Origin of the sequence: Sphingomonas montanisoli, from assembly GCF_008274695.1 — a bacterium.
GTDB lineage: Bacteria > Pseudomonadota > Alphaproteobacteria > Sphingomonadales > Sphingomonadaceae > Rhizorhabdus > Rhizorhabdus montanisoli.
On the sequence record NZ_VTOU01000003.1, the window covers coordinates 278,552 to 302,342 of the forward strand.

At 63.0% G+C, this 23,791-nt stretch carries 22 protein-coding genes; 15 read left to right on the forward strand and 7 right to left on the reverse strand.

Annotated features, from left to right (window positions below; genetic code table 11):
* The first annotated feature begins 120 nt into the window (after window positions 1-120).
* A complete protein-coding gene (locus FYJ91_RS12575; RefSeq protein WP_149523347.1) occupies window positions 121-1,368 on the forward strand; it encodes a cation:proton antiporter in 1,248 nt (415 codons plus the stop codon).
* A 30-nt stretch (window positions 1,369-1,398) separates the two neighbouring features.
* On the opposite strand, the gene FYJ91_RS12580 is transcribed toward FYJ91_RS12575, so the two are convergent.
* Window positions 1,399-2,391 (reverse strand): mechanosensitive ion channel family protein, encoded by a 993-nt coding sequence (locus tag FYJ91_RS12580; protein ID WP_219822596.1) that lies wholly within the window; start codon window positions 2,389-2,391, stop codon window positions 1,399-1,401.
* Between the two features lie 17 nt (window positions 2,392-2,408).
* A complete protein-coding gene (locus FYJ91_RS12585) occupies window positions 2,409-3,821 on the reverse strand; it encodes a DUF2254 domain-containing protein (protein ID WP_149522629.1) in 1,413 nt (470 codons plus the stop codon).
* Window positions 3,822-4,210: 389 nt separating this feature from the next.
* Here FYJ91_RS12585 and FYJ91_RS12590 point away from each other — a divergent pair, with 389 nt between their 5' ends.
* The 6 genes from FYJ91_RS12590 (at window position 4,211) to FYJ91_RS12610 (ending at window position 8,807) form a co-directional block, all read left to right on the forward strand.
* On the forward strand, window positions 4,211-4,753 hold the full coding sequence (locus FYJ91_RS12590) for a hypothetical protein (RefSeq protein WP_246152612.1): 543 nt from the start codon (window positions 4,211-4,213) through the stop codon (window positions 4,751-4,753).
* 41 nt (window positions 4,754-4,794) lie between these two features.
* Window positions 4,795-5,022, forward strand: a complete 228-nt coding sequence (locus FYJ91_RS12595) for a hypothetical protein (RefSeq protein ID WP_149522630.1) — start codon at window positions 4,795-4,797, stop codon at window positions 5,020-5,022.
* 119 nt (window positions 5,023-5,141) lie between these two features.
* Window positions 5,142-5,291, forward strand: coding sequence for a hypothetical protein (locus FYJ91_RS20655; RefSeq protein ID WP_181008486.1), 150 nt, complete (start codon window positions 5,142-5,144; stop codon window positions 5,289-5,291).
* 40 nt (window positions 5,292-5,331) lie between these two features.
* A complete protein-coding gene (locus FYJ91_RS12600; protein WP_246152613.1) occupies window positions 5,332-5,721 on the forward strand; it encodes an STAS domain-containing protein in 390 nt (129 codons plus the stop codon).
* Window positions 5,722-5,755: 34 nt separating this feature from the next.
* Window positions 5,756-6,724, forward strand: coding sequence for an MBL fold metallo-hydrolase (locus FYJ91_RS12605; protein ID WP_149522631.1), 969 nt, complete (start codon window positions 5,756-5,758; stop codon window positions 6,722-6,724).
* Window positions 6,699-8,807: a CHASE2 domain-containing protein gene (locus FYJ91_RS12610; protein ID WP_149522632.1), complete on the forward strand. Its 2,109-nt coding sequence runs from the start codon at window positions 6,699-6,701 to the stop codon at window positions 8,805-8,807. The genes FYJ91_RS12605 and FYJ91_RS12610 overlap by 26 nt, the downstream gene beginning before the upstream one ends.
* 85 nt (window positions 8,808-8,892) lie before the next feature.
* Here the strand turns inward: FYJ91_RS12610 and FYJ91_RS12615 are convergent, their stop codons facing one another.
* Both FYJ91_RS12615 and FYJ91_RS12620 read right to left on the reverse strand, forming a co-directional pair.
* A complete protein-coding gene (locus FYJ91_RS12615) occupies window positions 8,893-9,462 on the reverse strand; it encodes an OmpA family protein (RefSeq protein ID WP_149523351.1) in 570 nt (189 codons plus the stop codon).
* On the reverse strand, window positions 9,462-9,899 hold the full coding sequence (locus tag FYJ91_RS12620) for a FecR family protein (RefSeq protein ID WP_246152614.1): 438 nt from the start codon (window positions 9,897-9,899) through the stop codon (window positions 9,462-9,464). The genes FYJ91_RS12615 and FYJ91_RS12620 overlap by 1 nt, the downstream gene beginning before the upstream one ends.
* A 41-nt stretch (window positions 9,900-9,940) precedes the next feature.
* Here FYJ91_RS12620 and FYJ91_RS12625 point away from each other — a divergent pair, with 41 nt between their 5' ends.
* Together FYJ91_RS12625 and FYJ91_RS12630 are read left to right on the forward strand one after the other, a co-directional pair.
* Window positions 9,941-10,366, forward strand: coding sequence for an ATP-binding protein (locus tag FYJ91_RS12625; RefSeq protein ID WP_149522633.1), 426 nt, complete (start codon window positions 9,941-9,943; stop codon window positions 10,364-10,366).
* Window positions 10,363-10,878: an OsmC family protein gene (locus FYJ91_RS12630; protein WP_149522634.1), complete on the forward strand. Its 516-nt coding sequence runs from the start codon at window positions 10,363-10,365 to the stop codon at window positions 10,876-10,878. Before FYJ91_RS12625 ends, FYJ91_RS12630 begins: the two co-directional genes overlap by 4 nt.
* An 87-nt stretch (window positions 10,879-10,965) precedes the next feature.
* Here the strand turns inward: FYJ91_RS12630 and FYJ91_RS12635 are convergent, their stop codons facing one another.
* Together FYJ91_RS12635 and FYJ91_RS12640 are read right to left on the reverse strand one after the other, a co-directional pair.
* On the reverse strand, window positions 10,966-13,446 hold the full coding sequence (locus FYJ91_RS12635; RefSeq protein ID WP_149522635.1) for a TonB-dependent receptor: 2,481 nt from the start codon (window positions 13,444-13,446) through the stop codon (window positions 10,966-10,968).
* A gap of 233 nt (window positions 13,447-13,679) precedes the next feature.
* Entirely contained in the window at window positions 13,680-16,247 is a 2,568-nt protein-coding gene (locus tag FYJ91_RS12640; protein ID WP_149522636.1) for a TonB-dependent receptor, read from the reverse strand.
* A gap of 233 nt (window positions 16,248-16,480) precedes the next feature.
* On the opposite strand from FYJ91_RS12640, the gene FYJ91_RS12645 reads away from it, so the two are divergent.
* Window positions 16,481-17,176 carry a TetR/AcrR family transcriptional regulator gene (locus tag FYJ91_RS12645; protein ID WP_181008487.1) on the forward strand — a complete coding sequence of 232 codons (696 nt, stop codon included), beginning with the start codon at window positions 16,481-16,483 and terminating at the stop codon, window positions 17,174-17,176.
* Here FYJ91_RS12645 and FYJ91_RS12650 read toward each other — a convergent pair.
* Window positions 17,173-18,522 (reverse strand): hypothetical protein, encoded by a 1,350-nt coding sequence (locus FYJ91_RS12650; protein ID WP_149522638.1) that lies wholly within the window; start codon window positions 18,520-18,522, stop codon window positions 17,173-17,175. The genes FYJ91_RS12645 and FYJ91_RS12650 overlap by 4 nt on opposite strands.
* Before the next feature lie 175 nt (window positions 18,523-18,697).
* On the opposite strand from FYJ91_RS12650, the gene FYJ91_RS12655 reads away from it, so the two are divergent.
* From FYJ91_RS12655 to FYJ91_RS12675, 5 genes are all read left to right on the forward strand, one after another.
* Entirely contained in the window at window positions 18,698-19,714 is a 1,017-nt protein-coding gene (locus tag FYJ91_RS12655; RefSeq protein ID WP_149522639.1) for a glycosyltransferase family 2 protein, read from the forward strand.
* Window positions 19,711-20,871 (forward strand): glycosyltransferase family 4 protein, encoded by a 1,161-nt coding sequence (locus FYJ91_RS12660; protein ID WP_181008488.1) that lies wholly within the window; start codon window positions 19,711-19,713, stop codon window positions 20,869-20,871. Before FYJ91_RS12655 ends, FYJ91_RS12660 begins: the two co-directional genes overlap by 4 nt.
* Window positions 20,872-20,925: 54 nt before the next feature.
* On the forward strand, window positions 20,926-22,014 hold the full coding sequence (locus FYJ91_RS12665) for a Gfo/Idh/MocA family oxidoreductase (protein ID WP_246152672.1): 1,089 nt from the start codon (window positions 20,926-20,928) through the stop codon (window positions 22,012-22,014).
* 268 nt (window positions 22,015-22,282) lie between these two features.
* Window positions 22,283-22,936: a sugar transferase gene (locus FYJ91_RS12670; protein WP_181008489.1), complete on the forward strand. Its 654-nt coding sequence runs from the start codon at window positions 22,283-22,285 to the stop codon at window positions 22,934-22,936.
* A gap of 203 nt (window positions 22,937-23,139) precedes the next feature.
* A complete protein-coding gene (locus FYJ91_RS12675) occupies window positions 23,140-23,778 on the forward strand; it encodes a hypothetical protein (RefSeq protein ID WP_149522642.1) in 639 nt (212 codons plus the stop codon).
* The last annotated feature ends 13 nt before the right edge of the window (window positions 23,779-23,791 follow it).

Sequence of the window (23,791 nt, forward strand, 5' to 3'; positions counted from 1 at the left end):
CGAAAGGCTTTGGCCGATCGCATTCAAAGCAAAATTCTCCGATCCGACATCCCCCCTGACCTGAGAGCATGACTGAAGCGTTACATGCATAGTCCTCGACGGAGTCCTGCCCCTTTCTTGATGTACGGTTTTTCCCCATATCATATTGCGCTGGCGCTCCTTGGGCTCGGCGTCATCCTGGCTTACTGGTTGCCCCGCTTTGTCTCCGGTCGTGAGCCGGCAGCGTCGGCGCTGCTGATCGCGCTCGGCGCCGGCGCCAGTTTCTTTCTTCCCGACCTCTCTGCCTGGATCGATCCGATGCGGCGCGGCCTCTATTGGGAGAAAGCAACCGAGCTGGCGCTCATCGTCGGCCTGTTCGGCACAGGCCTGCGCATCGACAGGCTGGTCGATTGGCGGGGCAGCCATCCGACCGTGCGACTTCTGCTCGTCGCCATGCCCATCTGCATCGCTGTTGTTGCCGGTCTGGGCTATTTCGTGGCGGGGATGACTGTGGCGGGCGCCTTGCTGCTCGGCTCCGTGCTTGCTCCGACCGATCCTGTGCTCGCGGGCGACGTCCAGATCGGGCCCCCGCAGGAAGGCGGCGAGCATCCCGTACGGCTGACCTTGACGGCCGAAGCCGGCCTCAACGATGGGCTCGCCTTTCCCTTCGTCCATCTCGCGCTCGCGGTCGGCGCCGCGGGCACCCTGACGGGCGATGTCTTTCTGCACTGGCTCTGGCTCGATGTCGGCTACCGCATTGCGGTTGGCCTTGCCTGCGGCATTGCCATCGGCTGGGTGCTCGGCAAGATTTTGTTTGAGGTTCCAAGGCCGGCACCGCTCGCAAGTACCCAGGTCGGCGTCGTGGCCATTGCCGGCGTCATGCTCTGCTATGGATTGACGGAGCTGGCCGAAGGCTATGGCTTCATCGCGACCTTCGTGGCCGGCGTCACGCTCCGCCGGTCCGAGGCGCGCCATGAATTTCATCGCAGGCTGCATGGCTTCACCGAGACGATCGAGCATACGCTCACCGCGCTGCTGCTGGTGTCGATCGGTCTCGCCCTTCCCGCGCTCTGGCCGGGCGCATATTGGCCGCATGTGGCAATCGGCGCCGCTCTGATATTCGTGATCCGGCCGCTTTCAGCCTGGGTCGCCCTATGCGGACTTGGATTCGCGCCACGCCAGCGCTGGGTGATGAGCTTTTACGGTGTGCGCGGCATCGGCTCGATCTTCTATATCGCTTACGCTGCCGCGCAGGTCGACCTGGTCAATGAGGAGGGCCTGTGGTCGACCGTCGCGATCACCGTCATGCTGTCCACGCTCGTCCACGGCCTGACCGCTGGGCTGGCGGTCGAGCGGGCAACGGAGGAGGATGCCGAAAGCCTTAGCTAGATTTGCCTACAAGGACCGAGACAGTCTCGATCATACCGCTTCGTCTTTCCTGGACATGCGCAGGATTTCGACCCGATTAAGGGGTCTCGGTTCGGGCGGGCTCTCGCCCGCCGGCCACCCTTCGCGCTGGCGCGTGCGGTCGCCATCGCTCGCTTCGGTCTGGTCATGGAACAGGATCTGCTGGGTCGGGAACGGCAGGTCGATGCCGGCACCAGCCAGCGCCTCCGCGACAGCCTGAAGCACCTTATCTCGGATCGCCACGACACCGGCACGCTTGGGCTTCGTCCACCAGCGTACACGCAGGTTCTTCGATGAGCCGGCCAGATCCCAGAGCAGCACGTCCGGCGCCGGCTCGGCAAGAACCCCCTCAACGCTTCTGACAGCTTCCAGCGCGATCGCCTTCGCTTGGGTGACATCGTCGCTATAGCCGATGCCCACGTCATAAGAGCTTCGCAGGAGATCGTAGGCGGTAATGACGGTGACCGGCTCGGTATAGATGACACTGTTGGGTACGATGATCCGTTGCCCGTCATAGGTGCGGATATAGGTCGCGCGGGTTTCAATGGATTCCACGGTTCCGGTGAAGCCGCCGCTGGTAATTTCGTCGCCTGCGCGAAACGGGTGGCGGATCAGCAGCAATATGCCGGCCAGCAGATTCTGGAATATGTCTTTGAAGGCAAACCCAATGGCGACACCGCCGATCCCGAGCACCGAAAACAGCTTGGCGGGCGTCATCGATGGGAAGGCAACAGTCACTGCGATGAGGAGGCCGAGCAGCATCAACCCGATATAGGCGAGTCGTCCGAAGGCCGTCGCAGCGCTCGGAAACTCGGACCGGCGCTTAGCGACGCTTTCCACCGTTCGGCGAACTCCCGAGGCGATCGCCCAGAAAATAAGGAACACGGCCGTGCCGGCGACCAGCAACGGCAACATCGCCAGAAACCCATTGATCATGCCGTTGACGGTCGCCCAGATTTCGGACGGATGCACGCTCGCAGCGGCGGGAGGTGATGCAGTGTTCATCAAGGGACTCTTCCGGATCAGGAGGTGCCGCCGAGCCAGGCGGTGCTGTCGCGCAGGCGGCGCTTATAATCAGGTTCGCGCAATGCGCGGCGAAGTTCGTCGGCGCGCTCGCGCACGCGAACCAGGTTGAAGCCCCCGAGCGCTTCGATCGCCAACTCCTCAAGCTTGAAAGCATAATCGTCCAAGGCAGCGAGACGCGCGGGATCGTCGCAATCAAGCGCCACCTCCCCGAGCCCGCGCAAATAGCGCAGCGCCGCCACCATGTCGGCGGCTGCATATTGCGCGAGTGCACCAAAAGATCTGTCTAGGAGGCCTTCGAAGGTGACGGGATGGGCGATGACCCGCAGCGCTCCGTCCTCGTCGACCCGCAAGTGCGAAGGCAGTTTGCGCGGGGCGAGGTCCGAGAGCGCGGCAGATAGCCAATCGATGCATGTCACTGCTGTAAACGGATCATTGACACCGGGCGAAAGAGCGCGTGCAGCAATCTCCACCAGCTCATCGATCAGGAACCGCAAGTCCTGAAGGGCGCTACGCCGCGATCCCACCGTGAAAGCGTTCACAATCGACCGCCCGACCTCCTCATCGCAGCGTTCCGGCGGCCATGCCTCGACCAGCGTTCGCCCCTTATGAATGAAGTCACCCGGTTGATATTGCAGTCGCAGCACCAGATTTGCAGCGCGCGCGCTTTCCATCAGGGTCCCGTCGTCGACGATCTGGACGTAGCCGGTTGCCTTTGCATTGATCAGCATGCGGCGCCCTGCGTCCTCTGCCGAGGCCTGCGCAGAGAAGGTCGCGGGCACACGCGCATTTTCAGAATGATCATCGCGGTGTGGCCGAGGGCTGCCGATGAAGGTCGGGAAGCGATGGTCTATTTCGTGGAGCAACCGATCGCCGACATCCTCGATCACGCTGTTGATATGAATCTTGCTCGGCACATGATGGATGAAGAAAATGAGCACGGCGATCGAGCAGAGCGCGAGCAGCACGCCGACCAGCAGAGCCATATTGGGGACGAAGCCGACGCCGCCGCTTTCTTCCGGCGAGCGGATCGTGCGCAGGACCAGCAGGCAGTAGAGGAAGGTGGCAATAAAGGTCCCAAGCGTTACCTGATTGCCACGATCAGACATGAAATTGCTCAGCAGCCGAGGTCCGTATTGCCCCGATGCGTATACCACTGCTGCGATCGTTACCGAGAAGACAGTGCCAGCCACCGTGATCATCGATCCGCCGATCGAAGACAAAACCTGCCGCGCACCATCGGGCCGGGAAGCATAAAGCCAGGTAAAGCCATCCATCCATGCCGACCCCTCATAGGAATCCAGCATGATCATGCCGCCAGCCAATAGCACTGCGGCGAAGGCCATGACGCTGGGTAAGAACCAATAACTCTCGCGAAGACGCTCGGCAAACCGAAGAAACTGAGCTTTCACAGGGTCTGTGTCCTATCGATGTCGCTGTACCCTTTGATCATATCCGGTTTAACGACCGAATCGGCAATTCACTGCAAGACTTCACAGGGAATTTCGCTGTTAACTGCGTAAAGAATTTCAGGAAAATTGGGGATCACGACGGCCGCAGTCCCGAAATCTCAAATTTTCCCTGTAAATCGACACTTTGCAGGGCAAATTTCCCTGAGACCGGGTCGGTATGGACTGGGTGCTGCACCACCCAGTCCATGATTTCACCGAAATCCGCCTGGGTTTGAGAGAGCGGGCGAAGAGCCCGCGGGTTCACGTTTTAATCCGGCCGACCTTGAAGCCCATCGAAATCTCATCGCGGCGCTATCGCTACATTCCGAAGGTCGGGCGATGAATCGAGCATGGCCGTCTATGTCGACGGCATCGATCAGCCGGCCGTGTTCGCGACGATGGGACGAACCGGGGCCTCGTCACTTCCAATCCGGCGCGTCCTGATGCACAGCCGGCGCATGGCGCTAGCAGATATCGACGCATGGATCGGGAAGACCCTCTTCATTCCCCCGATCATCAAGCTTTGCCAGATCACCCGACAGACCCAGTTCGCGGTGTCGCGTTTGCTCTGGTTTACCGTCGCATTGGATCAGCTCAGGCTGGCGCAGTCGCTCGGGCAGCAGATCATCGCGGGCCTTTTCGCGCTCGTCATGATGTTCACCGCGTCGACGCGCGCCGATTTCCTCACGATCAGCATGTTGTGGCTCCGCGTCATGGGGTGGGTTCTGTTGTCGCTCGATGTCTTCGCCGGCGTCGTCAAGGGCGACTGGATCGGCGTCGAAATATGGGCGCTGGTCCTGTTCGCGGAATATGCGGCAACGATACGGACCATCCCGCCGAGCGAAACGGAGAAGAAGCAGCGGGACGCGCGCCGATCGGAAGTCCTGCGATAAATCGCGATGCTGAGTTCACATCCTAGAATGGCGCGAAGAGCATGACCGCCACCCAGCTTCAGACGCTGTTGATCCGGCTGCTCGTGCGTGCGCATGGCGGCGACATTCGCAGCTGGCGCCAGGCATTGGGGCCGGTGCGCCGGTACGACGTCGCGACCCATCCCCACTGCAATTGGGCCGTGGCGCCATCGGGATCTGCGCGGCAGAACGGCGCCATCGAGGATCTGTGCGATCAGGTGAGAGGCGAGCATCCGATCATCGGCGAATGATCGGCCGAATATGGCTGAAATCCGCTGCGCGACGCGGCGGCGTACGAGTTCGCAATTGTTAACACGCGTCTGACGACAGGCATTGGTATCGGCTCGGTCAACAAGCATCGAGGCGAATCATGGAAGTCCAAACACTCCACACCGGTCCGTCCTACAAGGCACCGTCCGCGCGCACGGCACCGCCAAGCGGCTATGGTACGCTGCTCGACGACTGGAGCGAGCGCACGTTCGCCGCTTTCAAGCCCGCGCCCCTGCCCCGCCGTTCCTGAGGCGCCCGACACCCGAGACGATTGACGCCGGATGCCGTGCATGTGCACCTTCCTTGGCGGGGGCATGCAGGCTGACGAGGATAAGGAATCGACGATGCAGTGGCAGGACGAGCAACGCGGCGGCGCTATCGTCGCCCTTCCCGTCGGCCGGGTCGACGAGTTTACCGCGCAAGGCTTTTCCGCTTACCTAGATGCGAGCGTCGACAAGGCCGCCGGCACGCCGTCCAAGGCGCTGATCGTCGATATGGCCGGGCTCGATTATATGTCGTCGCGCGGCCTGCGGTCGCTGACGCTGGCCAAGCGCAAGGCCGACGGGGCGGGTGTCACGATCACCCTCGCCGCGCCTAATGGCGTGATGCGCGAAATCCTGGCGATCAGCCGCTACGACAAGATCTTTGCCGTTTCGGACAGCATCGACGACGCGCTATAGGTCTATCGTCAGCGCAGCTTTCGGGGGACAGGCGATGCTCGTGCGATTCTGGGGGACACGCGGGTCGTTGGCGGTGGCGCAGACCGCGAAGACGGTGCGCGACAAGGTGGCCCACGCGCTGGTTACGGCCGGGGGCCGCAGCTTCGCCGATGATGCGGCCGCCAAGGCGTTTATCGACGCCGAACTCGATTTTGCGACATCCGGCACCTATGGCGGCGCGACCACCTGCGTCGAGATCGACCCCGCAGGCGAGGAAAGCGCCTTCATCGTCTGCGACATGGGATCGGGCCTGCGCGAGTTCGGGATCGACGCCTTCCGCCGCATGGCCGAGGGACATCCGCGCGTCTTCCATTTCTTCCTGTCCCACCTGCACTGGGACCACATCATGGGTTTTCCCTTCTTCGGGCCGGCCTTCGATCCCGCGTCGCGGATCATCATCCATTCGGGCCATCCCGACGCCGAACAGGCGCTGCGCCGGCAGCAGGAGGAAATCAGCTTCCCCGTCCCGTTCGACTGGCTGCGCGCAAAGATCGAGTTCAGCACGCTCGAACCCGGCATCCCCTATGCGATCGAGGATCTGACCGTCGAGCTGATGCAGCAGCACCATTCGCACGTCAGCTACGGCTATCGCTTCACCGACAGCGACGGGAAGGTCGCGGTGTTCAGCACCGACAGCGAGCACAAGATCGAGAGGATGGATGGCGAGGCCGATGTCGCCTTCTTCTTCCGCGATGCCGATCTGGTGGTGTGCGACACGATGTACTCGTTGGCCGACAGCGTCTCGATGAAGGAGGATTGGGGCCATTCGAGCAACATCGTCGCGATCGATCTGTGCCATGAGGCGGCAGCGAAGCGGCTGGCTTTGTTCCACCACGAACCGACCTACAGCGACGAAGACCTGCAGCGCATGCACCGAGAAAGCATCCGCTACGAGGAACTGACGCGCGAGGACAATCCGCTCGAGGTGCTTTGCGCCTATGACGGGCTCGAAGTCCGTCTCTGACACGTCGCGCACCGGCGCGTCGCGGCGCGTCTGGCTGTGCGGGATTGGGGCCGCGCTGGTGGCGGCGCTGATCAGCCTGGCCGTTGGCGAGCGGGTGAGCCGCCCGCTGTTCGATGCGTGGCAGCGCCTCAGCCCCCGCGACCTGAGCGCCAGCGACGTGCGCGTCGTCCTGATCGATGGAGAGAGCCTGAAGCAACTCGGGCCGTGGCCATGGCCGCGCTATCATCTCGCGCGGCTGACCCAGGCGATCGCCGCGCAGAAGCCCGCCGCGATCGGCTTCGACATGCTCTTTCCCGAGCCGGACCGGATCAGCCCGGAAAACTTCGCCGCGCTCTATCCCGAACTCAGCGCCGCAAGCGCCGCCGAGGTGCAGGCGCTGGTGCCGATGGATCAGCCGTTCGGGCAGATCATCGGCAGCGCGCCCGTGGTGCTGGGCCGCGCAGGCGTGAGCCAGGACGGGGTCGATCCGGCGACATTGATCGTCGATGCGGAAATAAGCGGCACGCCGCCCCCCGCGCTTCCCACTTCGCGCGAGGCGACGATCAACATTCCGGCTATGGAGGGCGCGGCGCTGGGCCACGGCCTGCTCAACGGGCCGCCCGACGATGACGGCGTCGTGCGCCATGTCCCGATGCTTCAGCGTGTCGGAGCGCGGCCGATGCCGGGCCTCGCGCTCGAACTCGCGCGCGTCGGCGCCGGGCAGGAGAAGATCGTGATGGCGCCCGATCATGTCGCGATCGGGCCGAATGTCGTGCCCGTCGACCCGGCCGGGCGGATGGCGCTGCGCTTCGGTGAGGTTCCGCTCAGGAACATCCATTCGGCCGAGGATATCCTGAAGCAAGGCTTCGATCCCCGCGCATTTACCGGGCGGATCGTGCTTGTCGGCCTCGCCGCCGAAGGCACCGCCGATGTGGTGACGACGCCGATGAGCGCCACCGCCTATGGCACGCTCGTCCAGGCGCAGGCGATCGATGCGATCCGGCGCGGCGGCTGGCTGCTGCGGCCATGGTGGGCACCGATCGCGGAATGGGGTGCGGCCGCGTCGTTGTCGCTCGCGATCCTGCTGCGGGTATCGCGGCGGCGATGGCTGGTGCCGCTGGGCGGGGCGGCGATCGTCGTAGTGGGTGCCTGGCTGAGCTTTAATCTCGCATCGTGGCAGATCGATCCGATCCGCCCGCTGCTGGTTGCGGGAGGCACCGCGCTGGGCGTCTTTGCTGGCAGCTTCGTCGAGGCGCGACGTGAGCGCGAGCGATTGCGCGAGACGTTGGTTCAGGAGAGGGTCACCGCGGCGGCCGCCGAAGGCGAGTTGCAGGCGGCCCGATCGATCCAGCTCGGCATGCTTCCGCCACGCGGGGAACTGGCGACGCTCGATCCGCGGATCGACATCGACGCGCTGCTCGAACCGGCCAAGTCGGTGGGCGGCGACTTCTTCGATGTCGCGCGGCTCGACGCCGACCGCATCTTCTTCGTCGTCGCCGACGTGACCGGCAAGGGTACTCCCGCCGCTCTGTTCATGGCTTTGTCCAAGGCGCTGACCAAGAGCATCATGCTGCGCGAAGCCGGAAAGCTCGACGAGGCGGCGACCCTGCTCAACGAAGAATTGTCCCGTGACAATGGCGAGGCCATGGGTGTGACAATGTTGATGGGCACGATCGACCTGGCAACCGGACATGTCGTTCTGCTGAGCGCGGGACATGAGAATCCGTTTCTGGTGCGCGGCACGTCGGTCGACGACCACCGGCTCGACGGCGGCCCGCCCTTCTGCCTTGTCGACTTCCCCTACCCTGCCGAGCCGCTGACGCTGGCGCCGGGGGAGGCGCTGGTGCTGATCACCGACGGGATCACCGAGGCGCAGAATGCAGATGGTGCGCTGTTCGGCGCGGCGCCTGCGCGTGTGGCGGTGGCGAACCACGCCGATGCCAGCGCGCGCGAGATGACCGAGGCGCTGCGCGATGCGGTGCGCGCGTTCGAGGCCGGGACCGAGCCGACCGACGACCTGACAGTAATGGTGCTGCGCTACTGGGGGACGCCTCAATCCTCCCCCGGAGGGGGAGGGGGACCGGCGGAGCCGGTGGAGGGGTAGTCGCCACAAGCGATGTCCACCGCTGCCGGCCAATACCTCTCCACCATCCTACGGATGGTCCCCCTCTCCCTCCGGGAGAGGATCTTTAGCGGACGATCACCTCGACCCGGCGGTTGGCGGGTTCACGGACGCCGTCGCCCGTCTTGACGAGCAGCGAGCGTTCACCGCGGCCGACCGCGGTCAGCAAGCCGGTGTCGATGCCCTGTGCGGCCAGCACCTCGAGCACTTCTTCGGCGCGGCGCTGCGACAGGCGATCATTGTCGTCGTCGCTGCCTAGCGTGTCGGTATAGCCGGTCACCTGTGCTTCCACGCCGGGACGCCTGCGTACCTCCGCGAGCAACTCTTCGAGCCTGGGCTGCGATTCAGGGGTAAGGTCGGTCGTGCCCTCTTTGAAATAGAGGATGAACTGCGCGGGTTTGGGCGGCAATCCGTCGAGCAATGCCTGTTCGGCCGGCTTCACCTGATAGGCGGCCGTCGTCGGACGACCGGCGAGACGAGTGCGGCTGTTCGGCTGCGATACGACGGTCTCGCCACCCTTGCCATCGAGCACCGCGACAGCGCCGTGCCCGCCATCCTCGCTGGGCAGCAGCACCAGCGAGTTGGTAGCGCACCCGCCGAGCAGAGCCATTGCCGCGATCGGCAGGAGTGCGCGCATCACTTCCCCGCCTCGACGATGAAGCGGGTGCCGCGAACCCCGAGCAAGGCGGTGGGCGTGCGCACCTTCATCGCGTCGCGACCGGACTTGGCGATCTGACCCGAAACCACCGCGACCGAGCCACGATTGACGTCGGTCAGGAAGCTGCCGGTCTGGCGCGTGCGATCATAAGCGAACTGGCTGAGCGCGACACGGCTGTTCGGGCCGACCGCAAAGCGGGTATCGTCGATGAAGGTCAGCGCGATCTGCCCATCCTTGCCGGTGACGAGGACGTCGCCGGTCTGAAGCTGGGTTCCGGGCGCGGTCGGCACCTTGGCCTTGCCACGTTCGATCGTGGCGATACCGGTGCTGCGCTTGACCCGGCCGATCTCGGCCGCGAGGCCGGGTTGCGCGGCTATTGCTAAGGCGACGAGCGCCACGATCGATCGACTGTTCACGCCGGCATCCCCTTTTGCCCCGTTCGTGGCATATCTACCCCATGAGCCACGGCGAATCCAATCTCCATCGCCTCGACGGGCCGGATCCGGTCCACCAGGCCGTGACGATGGCGCGCGCCTTTGGCGTGGATCATAGCCTGCCCCCCGAAAGCGCGGCGCGTGTCGCGATTCTGGTGGAGGAACTGGTGATCAACCTGTTCGATCATGCCGGCTTGGGCGCCGGCGATATCGTCGAGATGGGGTTGGCTCGGGAAGATGCGACGGTGCGCCTTTCGCTGATCGATCCGGGTGAGCCGTTCGATCCGCGCGAAGCTGCGACAGAAGCTGCCATACCCGATCGCGGCGGCGGCGCCGGCCTTGCATTGGTGCAAGCCTGGTCCGAGATCGTCGACTATCGAACCCGGGATGGTGTGAACCGGCTCGACCTGCGCATCCCCGACGCCCCGAATATTGAGGAACAGGCATGACCAACCCACAAGACGCCCTGAACGAAGCGGTGGCGCGCGAAACCGGCGAAGGCCGTTTCCAGGCGAAGGTATCGACAGCGGGCACCGAGATCATCGTGGACGAACCGGTCGATGCCGGCGGGCTGGGATCCGGCCCGACGCCCTATCAGTTGCTCGCATCGGCGCTCGCGGCCTGCACGACGATGACGCTGCGCCTCTATGCCGAACGCAAGGGCTGGCCGGTGCGCAATATCCGCACTGCGGTGGGCCATCATCGCGAGGAGGGCAAGTCGCCCGCCGACGTCTTCGTGCGCCGCGTATCCTTTGCGGGCGAACTGGACGCCGAACAGCGCGCGCGGCTGATCGAGATCGCCGATCGCTGCCCGGTCCATCGCACGCTGACCGGCGCGGCGCGGGTCGAAACCAAGGTGGGCGAAGGGCTGCCGCCGGCATCGCCATCGACGACCCACATGGTCGACATGGAGGCGTTGATCCACGTCGGCCGGGGCTCTTACGACTTCACCGAACGCTGAAGCCCAGACAAAGAAAGGGGCGGACGATCTGCATCGTCCACCCCTACAGGCGAAGTCCGCGGCATATCGCCGCGACCCCCCCCCCTTTTAAAGCGCGACTGTCAGGTCGAGCCCGTAGGTCCGCGCGCGTTCGTAGATCACCGAACCCACCGCGCCGAGAGCGCCGAAATCGAGACCGATAAACTGCGTGATGTTGCGGTTGTCGAAGATGTTCTTGCCCCAGGCGGTCAGATCGACCTTGGTGCGGCCGATTTCCACGCCGACCAGGCCGACACGGCCGTTGACGATCCACTGCGACGGTGTCGTCGCGGCAGCGCGCAGAGCCGGCGTTTCCACCGCCGTCGGTCCCGAGCCGAGGGCCGTGTCTGACGTCATCAGGATCTTGCTGCGGAAATTGCCGTCGGCACGGATCATGAGATGACCGCCCGAAACCATCGGTGCGCTTTCATACTGGGCCGAAACGGTGCCAGTCCACTTCGGCCGCTGGAACGGCTGATAGCCAGGCTGGCCCGACTGGATCACGAAGCCGGGGAAGATCGTGCCGCTCTTGAACTTGAAGTCGGTGTAACCGACGTTCGCGCCCAAGGTCAGGCCATTCACAGGAACGATGGTATTCTCCCATTCGAAGCCGTGCGCCTTGGCATCACCCGACGACACCACCGCCTGAGCGAATGCGAAGGACGACGGAACACCCGTCAGCGTGCCCGATGTGACGTACTGGATCGCCTTGTAATCGACCTTGAACACCGAGAGGTTCGAACGGAAACGACGATCGAACAGATCGGTCTTGATGCCGCCTTCATACGAGAACGCGCGTTCCGGCTTGAAGGTGATCGTGGCGAGGCTGCCGCCCGAAATATAGCCGTCGGCATATTTGACATAGGCCAGGACGTTGTCGGTCGGGCGCCAATTGAGGCCCACCAGATAGCTGGCTTCCGAACTGCGATAACGGATCTGCGACACCACCGGGCTCGGCCGGCCGGTCGACGCACGCGCAACCGCCTGATCGGGAAGTGCTTCGAAGCCATTCTTGACGTCCTTGGTGATACGCGCGCCGAGGACGAAGTCGAGCCGATCCGTAAGATGGAATTCCGGCTGCACGAAGGCCGCCTTAGATACCGTCCGGACGTTATTGCGGACATAACCCGGATTGCCAGGAAGGACGAAATTCGTGCCGACCTGCGGGGTCTGCTGGCCAGCCACCGCCGTCGCGAAGAGCTGGTTGAAGGTGTCGTTGTCGCCACCCGCCGTAATCCTGTGACGGAAATACAGGACGCCAGCCGTCACCTGGAACCAGTCAGTGTCTACGTTGACCTGGAACTCGTTGCTGTACTGGCTTTCGGTGCTCGTCGTGTTGGTACCGAGCAGGACGAACGGCGCTGCGGGATTGAGCGCTATGAGAGCGAGATTGCCGCTGCTTGCAGCCAGCGCCCCGGCAGGCGTTCCGCCGGGCAGGATCCGGCTGTTGACCAGACCGCCCAGACCATCGAGCTGTTGCTGCACGTTTTGCACACTCGTCTTGCGATAAGCAAAGATGTTCTTGAACGTGAGCACGTCATTGGCGCGCCAGCTGGCTGTAAAGTTGTGCCCTTGAACCTCCAGGCGCGACGGCGTGGAGTAGGCGTTGTTGACCGCCCCCGGGCGCTTCTTGGCAATCGGCGTCTTGGGGTTCGGGCTCAGATTGTAGAGCGCGCTGACGAGCGTGTTCGGCGGCAGATAATCGATGCCGATCGCGTTCGGGGTGAAGTTGTTCTCAGAATAATCGAATTTGTAGATCAGATCGAGATCGTCGATCAGATCGGCCTTGAGGGTTCCCTGAAAAGCTTCGACGTTGTCGCTGCCCAAATATTTGGGCGAGGTGCGCTTGCCAAATCTGCCACCACTCGCGGGGCCGAAGTCCCAGGTGGTGCCTGCACCCGAATTGCGAATGTCGCCGCGCTTTTCGGAATGGAGGTAGGTCATGGTCGCGCTGAACGGGCCGATCTGCGGCAGGTCGACGCGAGTCTTGCTGCGCAGCTGATCGAGGTTGCCGTAGCTGAGTTCCTGCCGCGCGCTGAAGACGCCGGTGGGATTACGGGTGGTGATGCTGATCGCGCCACCGGTTGCGTTGCGGCCGAACAAGGTACCCTGCGGACCCTTCAGCACTTCGATCCGTTCGATATCGGCGAAGTCGAACACGCCGCCCGTAACGGCCTGCATGTAAACGCCATCGAGATAAACCGCGACGCCCTTGTCGGTGCCGACTGCAGTGCCGCTGGTTAGAATGCCACGCAGCGTGAAGTTCGGGATCTGCGCACCACCGCCAGACAGGCGGACAGTAAGGTTCGGCGCGATCGCGTTAAGATCGCGGACGTCCTGGATGCGGTTCGCTTTGATCGCGTCCTGCGACAGCGCCGTGATCGAGATCGGAACCGTCTGAAGGTTCTGCTCGCGCTTCTGCGCAGTAACGATGATGTCTTCGACGCCCTGAACTTCCTGGGCCAGGAGTGGTTGTGCAATCAGGGCCGATCCGGCCAGCAGGGCCGCACGCACACCGATCCGCACACGCGGACACACTCCACCTTCCATCGTCGCTCTCCTCTCCTGGGGAGCGCGCCACGATGGACCGCCCCCTTCCTGGTATATCGCCAAGGGGTCCGCAGTGAGGATCGTCACAGGACGACCAACGGCTCACGGCCCCTCATTCGTTATTGAGAGGCGACGATAACTGAAAAAACAGCGCGATCAACAAGTCTTTGACAGACTGTCCCAACCGTTCCGCACCGGCGGAAAGCCGGTGCGGATGGAGGTGATGGCTTGCGTTAAAAGGCGAACGTCAGGTCGACACCATAGGTCGGCGCCCGCTCATAGATGACCGAAGCGACCGGGCCGAGGTTTGAATATTGGACCAGATTGCGGTTGTTGAAGATGTTCTTGCCCCACACGCTCAGGTCGGCCTTGGTGCCACCGACATCCATGCCGACGATGCCCGCACGACCGTTTACGATCCACTGCGCGGGCGACGTCGCGGTGCGGCGAATGACAGGATCCTCCGCTTCGTTCAGCGCGTTGCCCGAGGTGAGATCCGAGGTCATGAGGTTCTTCGACTTGAAGTTCGCATCGACGCGGAAGGTCAGGTGGCCGCCGAACGCCATCTCCTCGGAGTCGTACTGGGCCGCGACGTTGGCGGTCCACTTCGGACGCTGGAACTCCTGATAGCCGGGCGCGCCCGACTGGAGCACGAAGCCGCCGGTGCAGCCAGGACCCCGGCAGATGCCACCGCCCGCGGCGGGACCACCATAGATCGTGGCGTCGTCAAACTTGAAGTCGGTATACCCAAGGTTCGCCGTCAGCGTAACGCCGCGCGTCGGAACGAACGTATTCTCCCATTCGAAGCCGCTCGCCTTGGCGTCGGCGCTCGAAATGACCGCCTGGCCGAACAGGAACGACGAAGCCACGCCGGTCAGCGTACCCGAGGTGGTGAACTGGATCGCCTTATAGTCGACGTGGAAGACCGCGAGATTCGAACGGAAGCGGCGATCGAACAGGTCGGCCTTGATGCCGGCTTCGTAGGAATAAGCCTTCTCCGGCGAGAACGGGATCGTCGCCAGCTGACCGCCCGAGATGTAGCCGTCGGCATATTTCGCGTAGGTCAGGATGTTATCGGTCGGACGGTAATTCACGCCAACCAGGAAGGTCTGCTGCGAGTCACGATAGCTGACCCGACGGCTGACCGTCGCGCGCGGCGGCGGGGCATTTCCAGTGGCGACCCACTGATCGGGCGAAACCTCGCGGCCACGCTTGCGATCCTTGGTGATACGAGCACCCGCGACGAAATCGAGGCGGTCGGTGATGTGGAATTCGGGCTGCACGAAGAAAGCATCCGAGATCGACTTCACGTTGTTCGGAATGAAGCCAGCATTGCTCGGAACCACGAACGGCGTGCGGGGCGAGGACGTGCCCTGGCCATAAAGCGCCGCGGTGATCAGCGTATTGTAGAGGCCGGGCGCACCACCAGTGATGATCGTGTTCGAGAAGTGCAGATAACCCGCGGTGATCGTGAACCAGTCGGTGTTGATATTGACCTGGGCCTCGTTGCTCCACTGGTGCTCGCGATTATAGGTGTTGTTCGCGAGGAAGACGAAGGGCACGCCTGCCGGGATGCCATTACCGAGAACCGCACCGATCGTGCCGCCCGCACTCAACGAGCTGTTGGACGTGTTGGTCGCGTTGGCGAGCGTCAGCACGCGACCGCCGGGCAGCGCAGCCACGGGAATGTTGACCAAGCCGCCGGAGCCGTCGAGCTGGAAGGTGCTGGTCAGAGCCGACTTGCGGTACGACGCGATGTTCTTGAACGTAACGACGTCGTTCAGCTGATATTGCGTCGTGAGGTTATGACCATAGGACCAGAGCCGCGACGGGGTGGTGAAGGCGTTATTGACGGCCTTGGGACGCTTCAACGTGATCGGGGTCTGCGGATTGGGGCTCGCCGCGCGAAGCCCAGCCACCACGCCGCCCGCCTGGACATAGCTGACACCCTGCGCGTTCGGGGTGTAGTTGTTCTCGGAATAATCGAACTTGTAGGTGATATCGAGATCGTCGATCAGATCCGCCTTGATGGTCGCCGCAACCGCTTCGACATTGTCGCTGCCCAGATATTTGGGCGAGGTGCGCAGACCATAGACCGTGCTACCCGACGGACGGAAATCGAGCTGGGTGCCAGCGCCCAGGTTCCGGGTGTCGCCGCGGCGCTCCGAATGGAGGTAGGTGACCGACGCGCTGAACGGGCCGACCTGCGGCAGATCGACGCGGGTCTTGCTGCGGAACTGATCGTAGTTGCCGTAGGTCAGGTCCTGCTTGACCGCGAACTCTCCCTTGGGCCCCTTGGTCGTGATGCTGATCGCGCCGCCGGTCGCGTTGCGGCCAAACAGCGTGCCCTGCGGACCCTTAAGAACTTCGATCCGCTCGATATCGGCAAAGTCGAACACCGAACCGATGACCGACTGGATGTAAACGCCATCGAGATAGAGCGCGACGCCCTTGTCGGTGCCGGCTGCGGTGCCGCTGGTCAGCAGGCCGCGCAGGGTGAAGTTCGGGATCTGGCCACCGCCCGACGAGAAGCGCACGGTCAGGTTCGGCGCGATCGCGTTGAGATCGCGGACGTCCTGAATACGGTTCGCCTTGATCGAATCCGAGGTCAGCGCGGTGATCGAGATCGGCACGTTCTGGAGATTCTGTTCGCGCTTCTGCGCGGTAACGATGATCTCCTCGATCCCGCCACCCGACGCCGTGGCGTCTTGCGCCAACAGCGGCTGCGTCGCGAGCGCCGAACCCACCAGCAAACCCGCGCGAACAAAAGTGCGCGCGCGCAAAGAAACCCTGTTTGTCATGCGATTGTCTTCCTCTCCCCTGGAGCCGTCCTGGCGATCGGCCCGATCATTTTCGCGTGGAGAGTTTCGGACACAGAGCGCGCCTTATCGCTGGCGGCTGCGCTGAACCCCTCTCTCCCTCTTTATTTCTGTAAGGCTTACGATAACGAATCCGATCGTAGCGTCAAACATTCTGTGACGCATTATTCGTCATTTTGAATTTCTACCGTGGCCAAAATGCAACAGGAGGGGTCGTGACCGCATCGACACCACAAGATAGCAACCAGCCTTTGAAGCGACGTGCACCGGGTCGACCAAGCCGTCTCTCGCGCAATCAGATCATCGAAACTGCGCTGACTCTGCTGGAAGAAGAGGGTCTTGCGGCATTCAGCCTCACCCGGCTTGCAAAGCGGCTGAACACCTCGGTGATGGCGCTCTACACCTATTTCCCAAGCCGGGAAGCAACGCTGGACGCGGTGACGGACGCCGTTTTCGCCGAGTTCATCGCTCCGCCGGAAACGGGTGCCTGGCAGGGTCAACTCGAGGCCTGGATCCGCAGCATACAGCGGCTGTTCGTGCGGCGACCGATCGGACTCAAGCTCGTTCGGCAACAACAGGGCATCTTCCCCAGTTGGTGGCAGAACTGGGTGCCGATGGTCCGCATATTGGAAGCGGCGGGTTTGAAGGGGGCCGAACTGAGTTTCGCTGCGACCTGGGTGGGCGAAACGGTTATGGCCGTCGTCCTGGCCGACGTGATCCGTCAGGAGATCACCGCGGTCTCGGCCTTGGCCAAGGCACAGGGCATCGAGCCAGAGGCGGCAAAGCGGCTCGACAAGGTGACCGCTTATGCGGGATTGGACCAGGACGCGCGGCTATTCGCCTTCAGCGTTGCCAACATCGTCACCACCGTCGAGTCGCTCATCGCCGCGACTTCGCGCGGGCACGACTAGGCCGCCTCGGCACCAGCTGACGCGGGCCGCCCTTCGAATGGTTTCGGTGGCGCGGCCCAGATGAGAAGCAGCGCATATTGCGCAATCAGGGGGAAGAAGATGAAATATCCGCCCCCGGTCATGAACTGCATGAGAACGACGAGCGGCAGGATCGCCATGTCCCATCGCCAAAACGCCTTCAATACAAGGGCGAGAAATACCAGGAAGCCGATGATCCCATAGTCGATCATCGGCTTTTGCGCCGTCCCCGCAGTCCCGCGACGAAAAAAGGTGGCCCGTTCGAGCGCGCCGGGGCCATAGCCGATCAGGACGCGGGGCTCGTCGATAACGGTCGCCAGCACTTCGAACTGCCCGACGAAACGCGCATAACCGCTGCTGCGGGTTGAGGAGAGTTCGTTCGACCTGTTCGTGATGGAATTCAGCTGATCTGGAACCAGCACAGCCGTAACGGCAAGTAACCCGACGCCAACGATCGCCAATGTTAGAAGCCGCCCAGCCTGTCGGTAGAACAGCAATGCAAAAGGTGGCAGAGCGAGCAGGATCGAAAGCGCTCCCGTGCCCGAATAGGTGAACATATAGGCCACGGCATAAGCCGGCAGCCATAGCAGGCGCCTATACAGAAAGAAGTCGATAGCCGCCGCCAACACCAGCAATTGCGACAGGATCGACGGCTCGAGCAGAAAGATTCCCGTGGCCCGGCGGATGCTGCCACCCCAAGTGGTCAAGGGGTCGAAATTGAACACCTGCTCGACAAGAATCGGCTTGAGAAACGGAAAGGTCGTTCCCAGCGCAAATACGCTGAGGCCGACGAACTGAACCAGATATTGAACGATCCCGAGCACCGTGCAGAGCCGCGCGTAGAACATGAAGATGTCGAGAACGACGGTTCGATCGAACCTCTTGCCCGGTTTGATCAGAAGCAGGCTGTAAGTGATAAGCACCGCCACCGACGAAACCACGCTCAGCGACACTCGGTTGTCCGGAAAGGACAGAGCAAACATCGTGCTCAGCCCGACCGTTGCGATGAAGGCGAGGTAATAGAGCGCAATCTCGGTATCGAGCCGAGCGCGGCCGGTCCAAACCAGCCACGCGAGAAGCATAAACATCCCGGGCAGCGCCGCGAAAATCGCGCCGCTACCGAGCAAGACACCAAAACGCTGCAGAATGATGATGCAGATCAGCGCGAAGTGAACGAACAATCGGCTCGCCTTGGCGTCCTTCTCGGCGATCGGTACGCCGCCTCGATCTGCGACGAAATGCGCAGAAGCATCGGCCGTCATTGCAATATCGCTATTCATAGGCCCGCCACGCTGATTGACTTCGGATGACGGCATATATGTCGGCATCGGGCAAAGCCATGCCATGACCAAGAAATCGCAAATTTTTGCTGCGCCCGCGAACAAGTCCGCATAAGGATCGGATATCGCTTGGGGAGATCTGGTCCAGTGCTGCGGTCGAGCTTCCATCCCCAGATGCGCCGTGCCCGCGGTTTATTTCACCGCTCCGCCGCGATCGCCTGACATGCCCCACAAGCACGCCCTCCTCGTGGTGATCCCCACGCTCAACGAAGCGCGCCATATCGCGCGGGTGATCGCCGATCTATCCGCCGCCCCCCGTGTTGACGCCAACATGCTGTTCGTGGTGGCCGATGGCGGCAGCACCGACGGGACTCAGGCGATCGTGGAAGGCATCGCGGCAGGGCGCGACGATCTGCAGCTGCTCCACAATCCGCGCAAGCTTCAGTCAGCGGCGATCAACCTTGCCGTCGAACGATATGGCGACGGTCGCGATCTGCTGATCCGCTGTGACGCCCATGCCGACTATCCGGTGGGCTTCATCAAAAATCTGGTCGATGCATATGATCGTGGGGAGGCCGATGCCATCGTCGTGCCGATGGATTCGGTGGGTGCCACCTGCTTCCAGCGCGCGGTGGGCTGGGTGTCCGACAGCAAGGTAGGATCGGGAGGATCTGCCCATCGGGGCGGGGCGGTCAGCGGCTATGTCGATCATGGCCATCATGCGTTGTTTCGCATGGACAGCTTCCGCGCGGCCGGCGGCTACGATCCCAGCTTCACCCACAATGAGGATGCGGAACTCGATTGTCGGCAGCGCGCGCTGGGCAGCCGGATCTTCCTCGATGCCGCGATCCGGCTGCGCTATGCGCCACGCGCAACGCCACGGAAACTGGCCCGGCAATATTTCAACTATGGAAAGGGTCGATCGCGCACTGTGCGTCGGCATCGCGGATCGCTGCGCGCGCGCCAGCTCGCCGTCCCGTTTCTGGTGATCGGAACACTGGCGGCGCTTTTGCTCAGCTACGTCACGCCGATATTCCTGCTGCTACCCGCGCTCTACCTTGCGATACTCGGGACGACCGCGGTGCGGATCGCGATCGATCAGCGATCGGCCTGCGGCCTGCTGGCCGCGCCCGCCGCCGCTATCATGCATTTTGCCTGGGGCTCCGGATTCCTGTGGGGATGCGCGACATTAGCCGAGCGTCCCTGGACGCCCGACGCATCGGTGGGAGGGCTTTCATGAAGATCGCGATGCTCGATCCGTCGCTGTTCACATGGCCCTATGACATCTCGCTGTGTCTGGCGCAGATCCGCCACGGCCACGACGTCACCCTGCTGGCGCGCAAGCCCTTCTCCCCGCCGGACGCCGCACTGGCCCAGCATCTCGATCCGCATTTCTACAAGCTGGTCGAGGGCGACTGGGCTGAAAAGTTGCCGCACAAGGTGTTTTTGACCCTTAAAGGGCTGAGCCATATCGGTTCGATGATCCGCCTGGTCGCTCGGCTCGAACGCGAGAAGCCCGATGTAATCCATTTCCAATGGACGCCGCTACCGGTCGTCGACCGCCGCTTCCTGAACCGCCTGCGCAGGATCGCGCCGATCGTGCTGACGGTGCATGACTCGGCGCCATTCAACGAAAATCCCAGTTCGCGCGTCCAGCAACTGGGATCAACGAGCATCATGCGCGAGTTCGATCGCGTGATCGTCCACACCGCCAAAGCGAAGGCGCGCATCCTCGAATATGGCGTCGAGCCCAGCCGCGTCGCCCAGATCGCGCACGGCATGCTGGAGGAGGTGGCGCCACCGTCGGGGAAGCCGCAGCCCCCCCGCGCCGAAGGCGACGTCGTGCTGCTGCTGTTCGGACGGCTCAAGCCGTACAAAGGCATCGACGTGATGATCCGCGCGGTCGCGGCACTTCCTCCCGCACTTCGCGGTCGGGTGCGGGTACGGATCGTGGGCAAGCCGCACATGCCCGTCGAACCGCTTCAGGCGCTGGCCGCCGAACTGGGCATCGCCGACCGTGTCGATTTCGAGTTCCGTTTCATCGACGATGCCGAAGTCGGCGATCTGCTGCGCGCCGCCGACATCCAGATGTTCCCTTATTTCGAGATCGATGCGTCAGGCGTGCTGATGGCGGTGCTCGGCGTCGGCCGCCCCATCATTGCGTCCGACATCGGCCTGTTCCGCGAAATGCTCGATGACGGCGTTCATGGCCGACTGGTGCCACCCGGCGACGTCGCCGCCTTGTCCGCCGCCATCGCCGAACTGGTGGCCGACGATGCCGGCCGCGCAGAGGCGGGTCGCCAGGTCGCCGCGTTGCGCGATTCGATCCCAAGCTGGGAAGACATCGCCGCACAGACCACTGCGCTTTACGAAGATGCGATCGCACAACGCCGTTGATCCGCCGGCCCATCGGGTGTTCACCATGCCGATGACTGGACACAGGGACGGATGATGGGGCGCTTCCGCTGGGGGATTTTCGGCACAGGCGCGGTTTCCGCGAAGTTCGTTGCCGGGCTCGCTGCCACGCGTGACGTCGAGGCAAGTTTCGTGGCGTCGCGCTCGATCGAAAAAGCACGCTTGTTCGCAGCAGCCATGGGCGTCCCGCGGGCGATTGAAGGCTATGCCGAGGCGGCGGCCGGGCACGACGTAGACGCCATCTATATCGCCACCCCGCCGGCAGAACATGTGCGCCATGCCCTGATGGCTCTCGAAGCGGGCGTGCCTGTATTGGTGGAGAAACCGCTGGCCTTCGCTGCGGAAGATGCCGCGCGAATCGCCGAAGCCGCCCGTTCGCGGGGGCTGTTTGCGATGGAGGCTATGTGGACCCGCTTCCTTCCCGCCGCGCGCCGCCTGAAGGATCAGACCGCGTCGGGTGCGATCGGCGAGATACGGATGGCAACAGGCAGCTTCGGCGTCTCTTATGTGCCGGCCCCGAATAGCAACCTCTTCGATCCCATGCTGGGAGGGGGGGCGATCGCACATCTGGGCGCCTATCCGCTGTCGATCGGTCAATGGCTCTTCGGCACGCCCGAGCTGAAGCATGCGACCGGCACGATCGGCGCCACCGGGGTGGACGAGGATGCCGCGGTCCAGTTGCTCTATCCAGGCGGTGTCATCGGATCGTTCACGGCCAGCCTTCGCGCCTGGGGGCCCGATGATTTCGATGTGATGGGAACCCACGGCAGCATCGGTCTGCACGGCCCGATCGTCCGCCCTTACGGCCTCGACGTCGCCACGCGGCCCCCGCGCATGAACGACGCGACTCAGTTCGACCCAAAAATGCGTCTCCGGGAAACCGGCCTGTTCCACCAACTGCTCCAAAGGCTAGATCGACCAGGTCGTGGGGGACGGACAACGCGAAGTGTCCGCTATGCCGGCAACGGCTATCAGCATCAGGCGGAAGAGGTTCGCGACTGTATGCTCCGCGGCGATATCGAGAGCCGGATCATGCCCCTCGACGACAGCATCGCTGTCGCCCGCAGTGCGGACGCGATCCGGCGGGCCATTGGCGCCTCTCAGGGCTCCAATGTACCAAATTGACGCGTCCCAATAATGAGACGGAAATTTCCTAAAATACTTTTGCGTGAAATTGGTCTCAAATCTTCAACAGCTTGGCGTGTGTCGTGGCTTTTGAGAGATTAAACACGTTTGCATAGTTGGGAATCGCAGGTTTTCGCGGTTGCGAGATAAGACGGTTGCTGGCATTTTACATTTGCGGCGGTGCAACAAGCCGATTCGGGGAGTGCGTGTTGTGTACAAAGAGTTCCTGCCCGATATGGGTATGGCCAATACGGGGGCACGACCTTCGATGGACAAGCCGGGCTCCTCGCGCGTGATGTCCCGCGGACTTCGCAGCGATTTCGCAATCCGCATGCTCGATATCGCAGTGGCCCTGCTGGCCATCCTCTGGCTGATGCCGCTCTTGGTCCTCGTGGCACTCCTGGTGAAGAGCAGCGACGGCAAGCAAATCCTGTTCGCCCAGCCGCGTATCGGCCGCGGCGGCAAGATGTTCCGCTGCCTCAAGTTCCGCACGATGGTGGTCGATGCAGAAGCACGACTTGCCGAACTGCTTGAGAATGATCCCGTGGCTCGCGCCGAATGGGAACAGGATCACAAGCTCAAGAACGACCCCCGCATCATCCCGCTGGGCGGCTTTCTGCGCAAGTGGAGCCTCGATGAGCTGCCCCAGTTCTTCAACGTTCTGCGTGGCGACATGAGCATCGTCGGCCCGCGTCCGATCGTTGCGAGCGAAGCGAGCCGTTACGGCCGCTATATCAGCACATATCACAAGAACCGGCCCGGCATTACCGGCCTGTGGCAGATCAGCGGCCGCAACGATGTTTCGTACCGCCGCCGGATCGCATGCGATATCCTCTACACGCGCAGCCGTTCGCTGCTGACGGACATGCGAATCATCGTGATGACGGCCGTGGTCGTGCTGAACGCAAAAGGGTCCTATTGATCCTGCCGGACTATCGACGGGCGTCTCATTTCTGGAACGGAATTCAGGAAAAGTGCCCTTTGCAGTGACTTATCGGCCAGCAACGCATCGATACGCCAGCGATACAAATTACGCTGCGCTGCACGATAGGCGCTAGTGCAAAAGTTAAATATTGGTTATTAGTAAGCCGTAACGTAGTGTTGGTGCGAGTAGGGGGATTAGCGATGATGGCGACGAAAAAAGGGTTCGGCGTTTTAGTCGGCGTGGCATTGCTTGGCGCAAGCGCTTACCCCGTCATTGCGCAGAATGAAGCCGTCCAGCCCCAGACCGAGGCAGCGTCCGCAGCCCAGGCTCTCGCGACCGCCGTCACCGCGGCGACTTCGCCGGCGCAGGTAACCCAACTCGTCACCGCAGCTGTCACCGCGAACCCCGCTGGCGCAGGCGCCCTGGTCGCCGCGGTCACAGCCGCATCACCTGGTGCCGCGATCCTGGCCGTTTCGGCCGCTGCCGGCGTTCCCGGCGTCAATGTCGCGGCGCTTGTTGCAGCAGCGCTTAACGCCATGCCGGCGGCTGCCCGCGCCGCCGCTGCCGCCGCACTCGTCGCCGCTGCCGCTGCCGCCGCGAATATCGACGTTGCGGTTCTGGCGAACTCGGTTGCTTCGATGGTTCCTGGCATCGGCGATGGCGCTTCACTCGCAGCGGCGGCCGCCGCGGTCGACGTGGCTGCCGCGCTGGCGCAGGCTGGCCCCACCGGCGCGACCGACCCTGCCGCTGCTGCTGCCGACCAGGCTGGCGCCACCTTCGCGGTTCCGGCAGAGCCGGCAGCACTTGCGCAGGCGAGCCAGGTTGGCACGGGCGGCTGACGACCACCCGAAG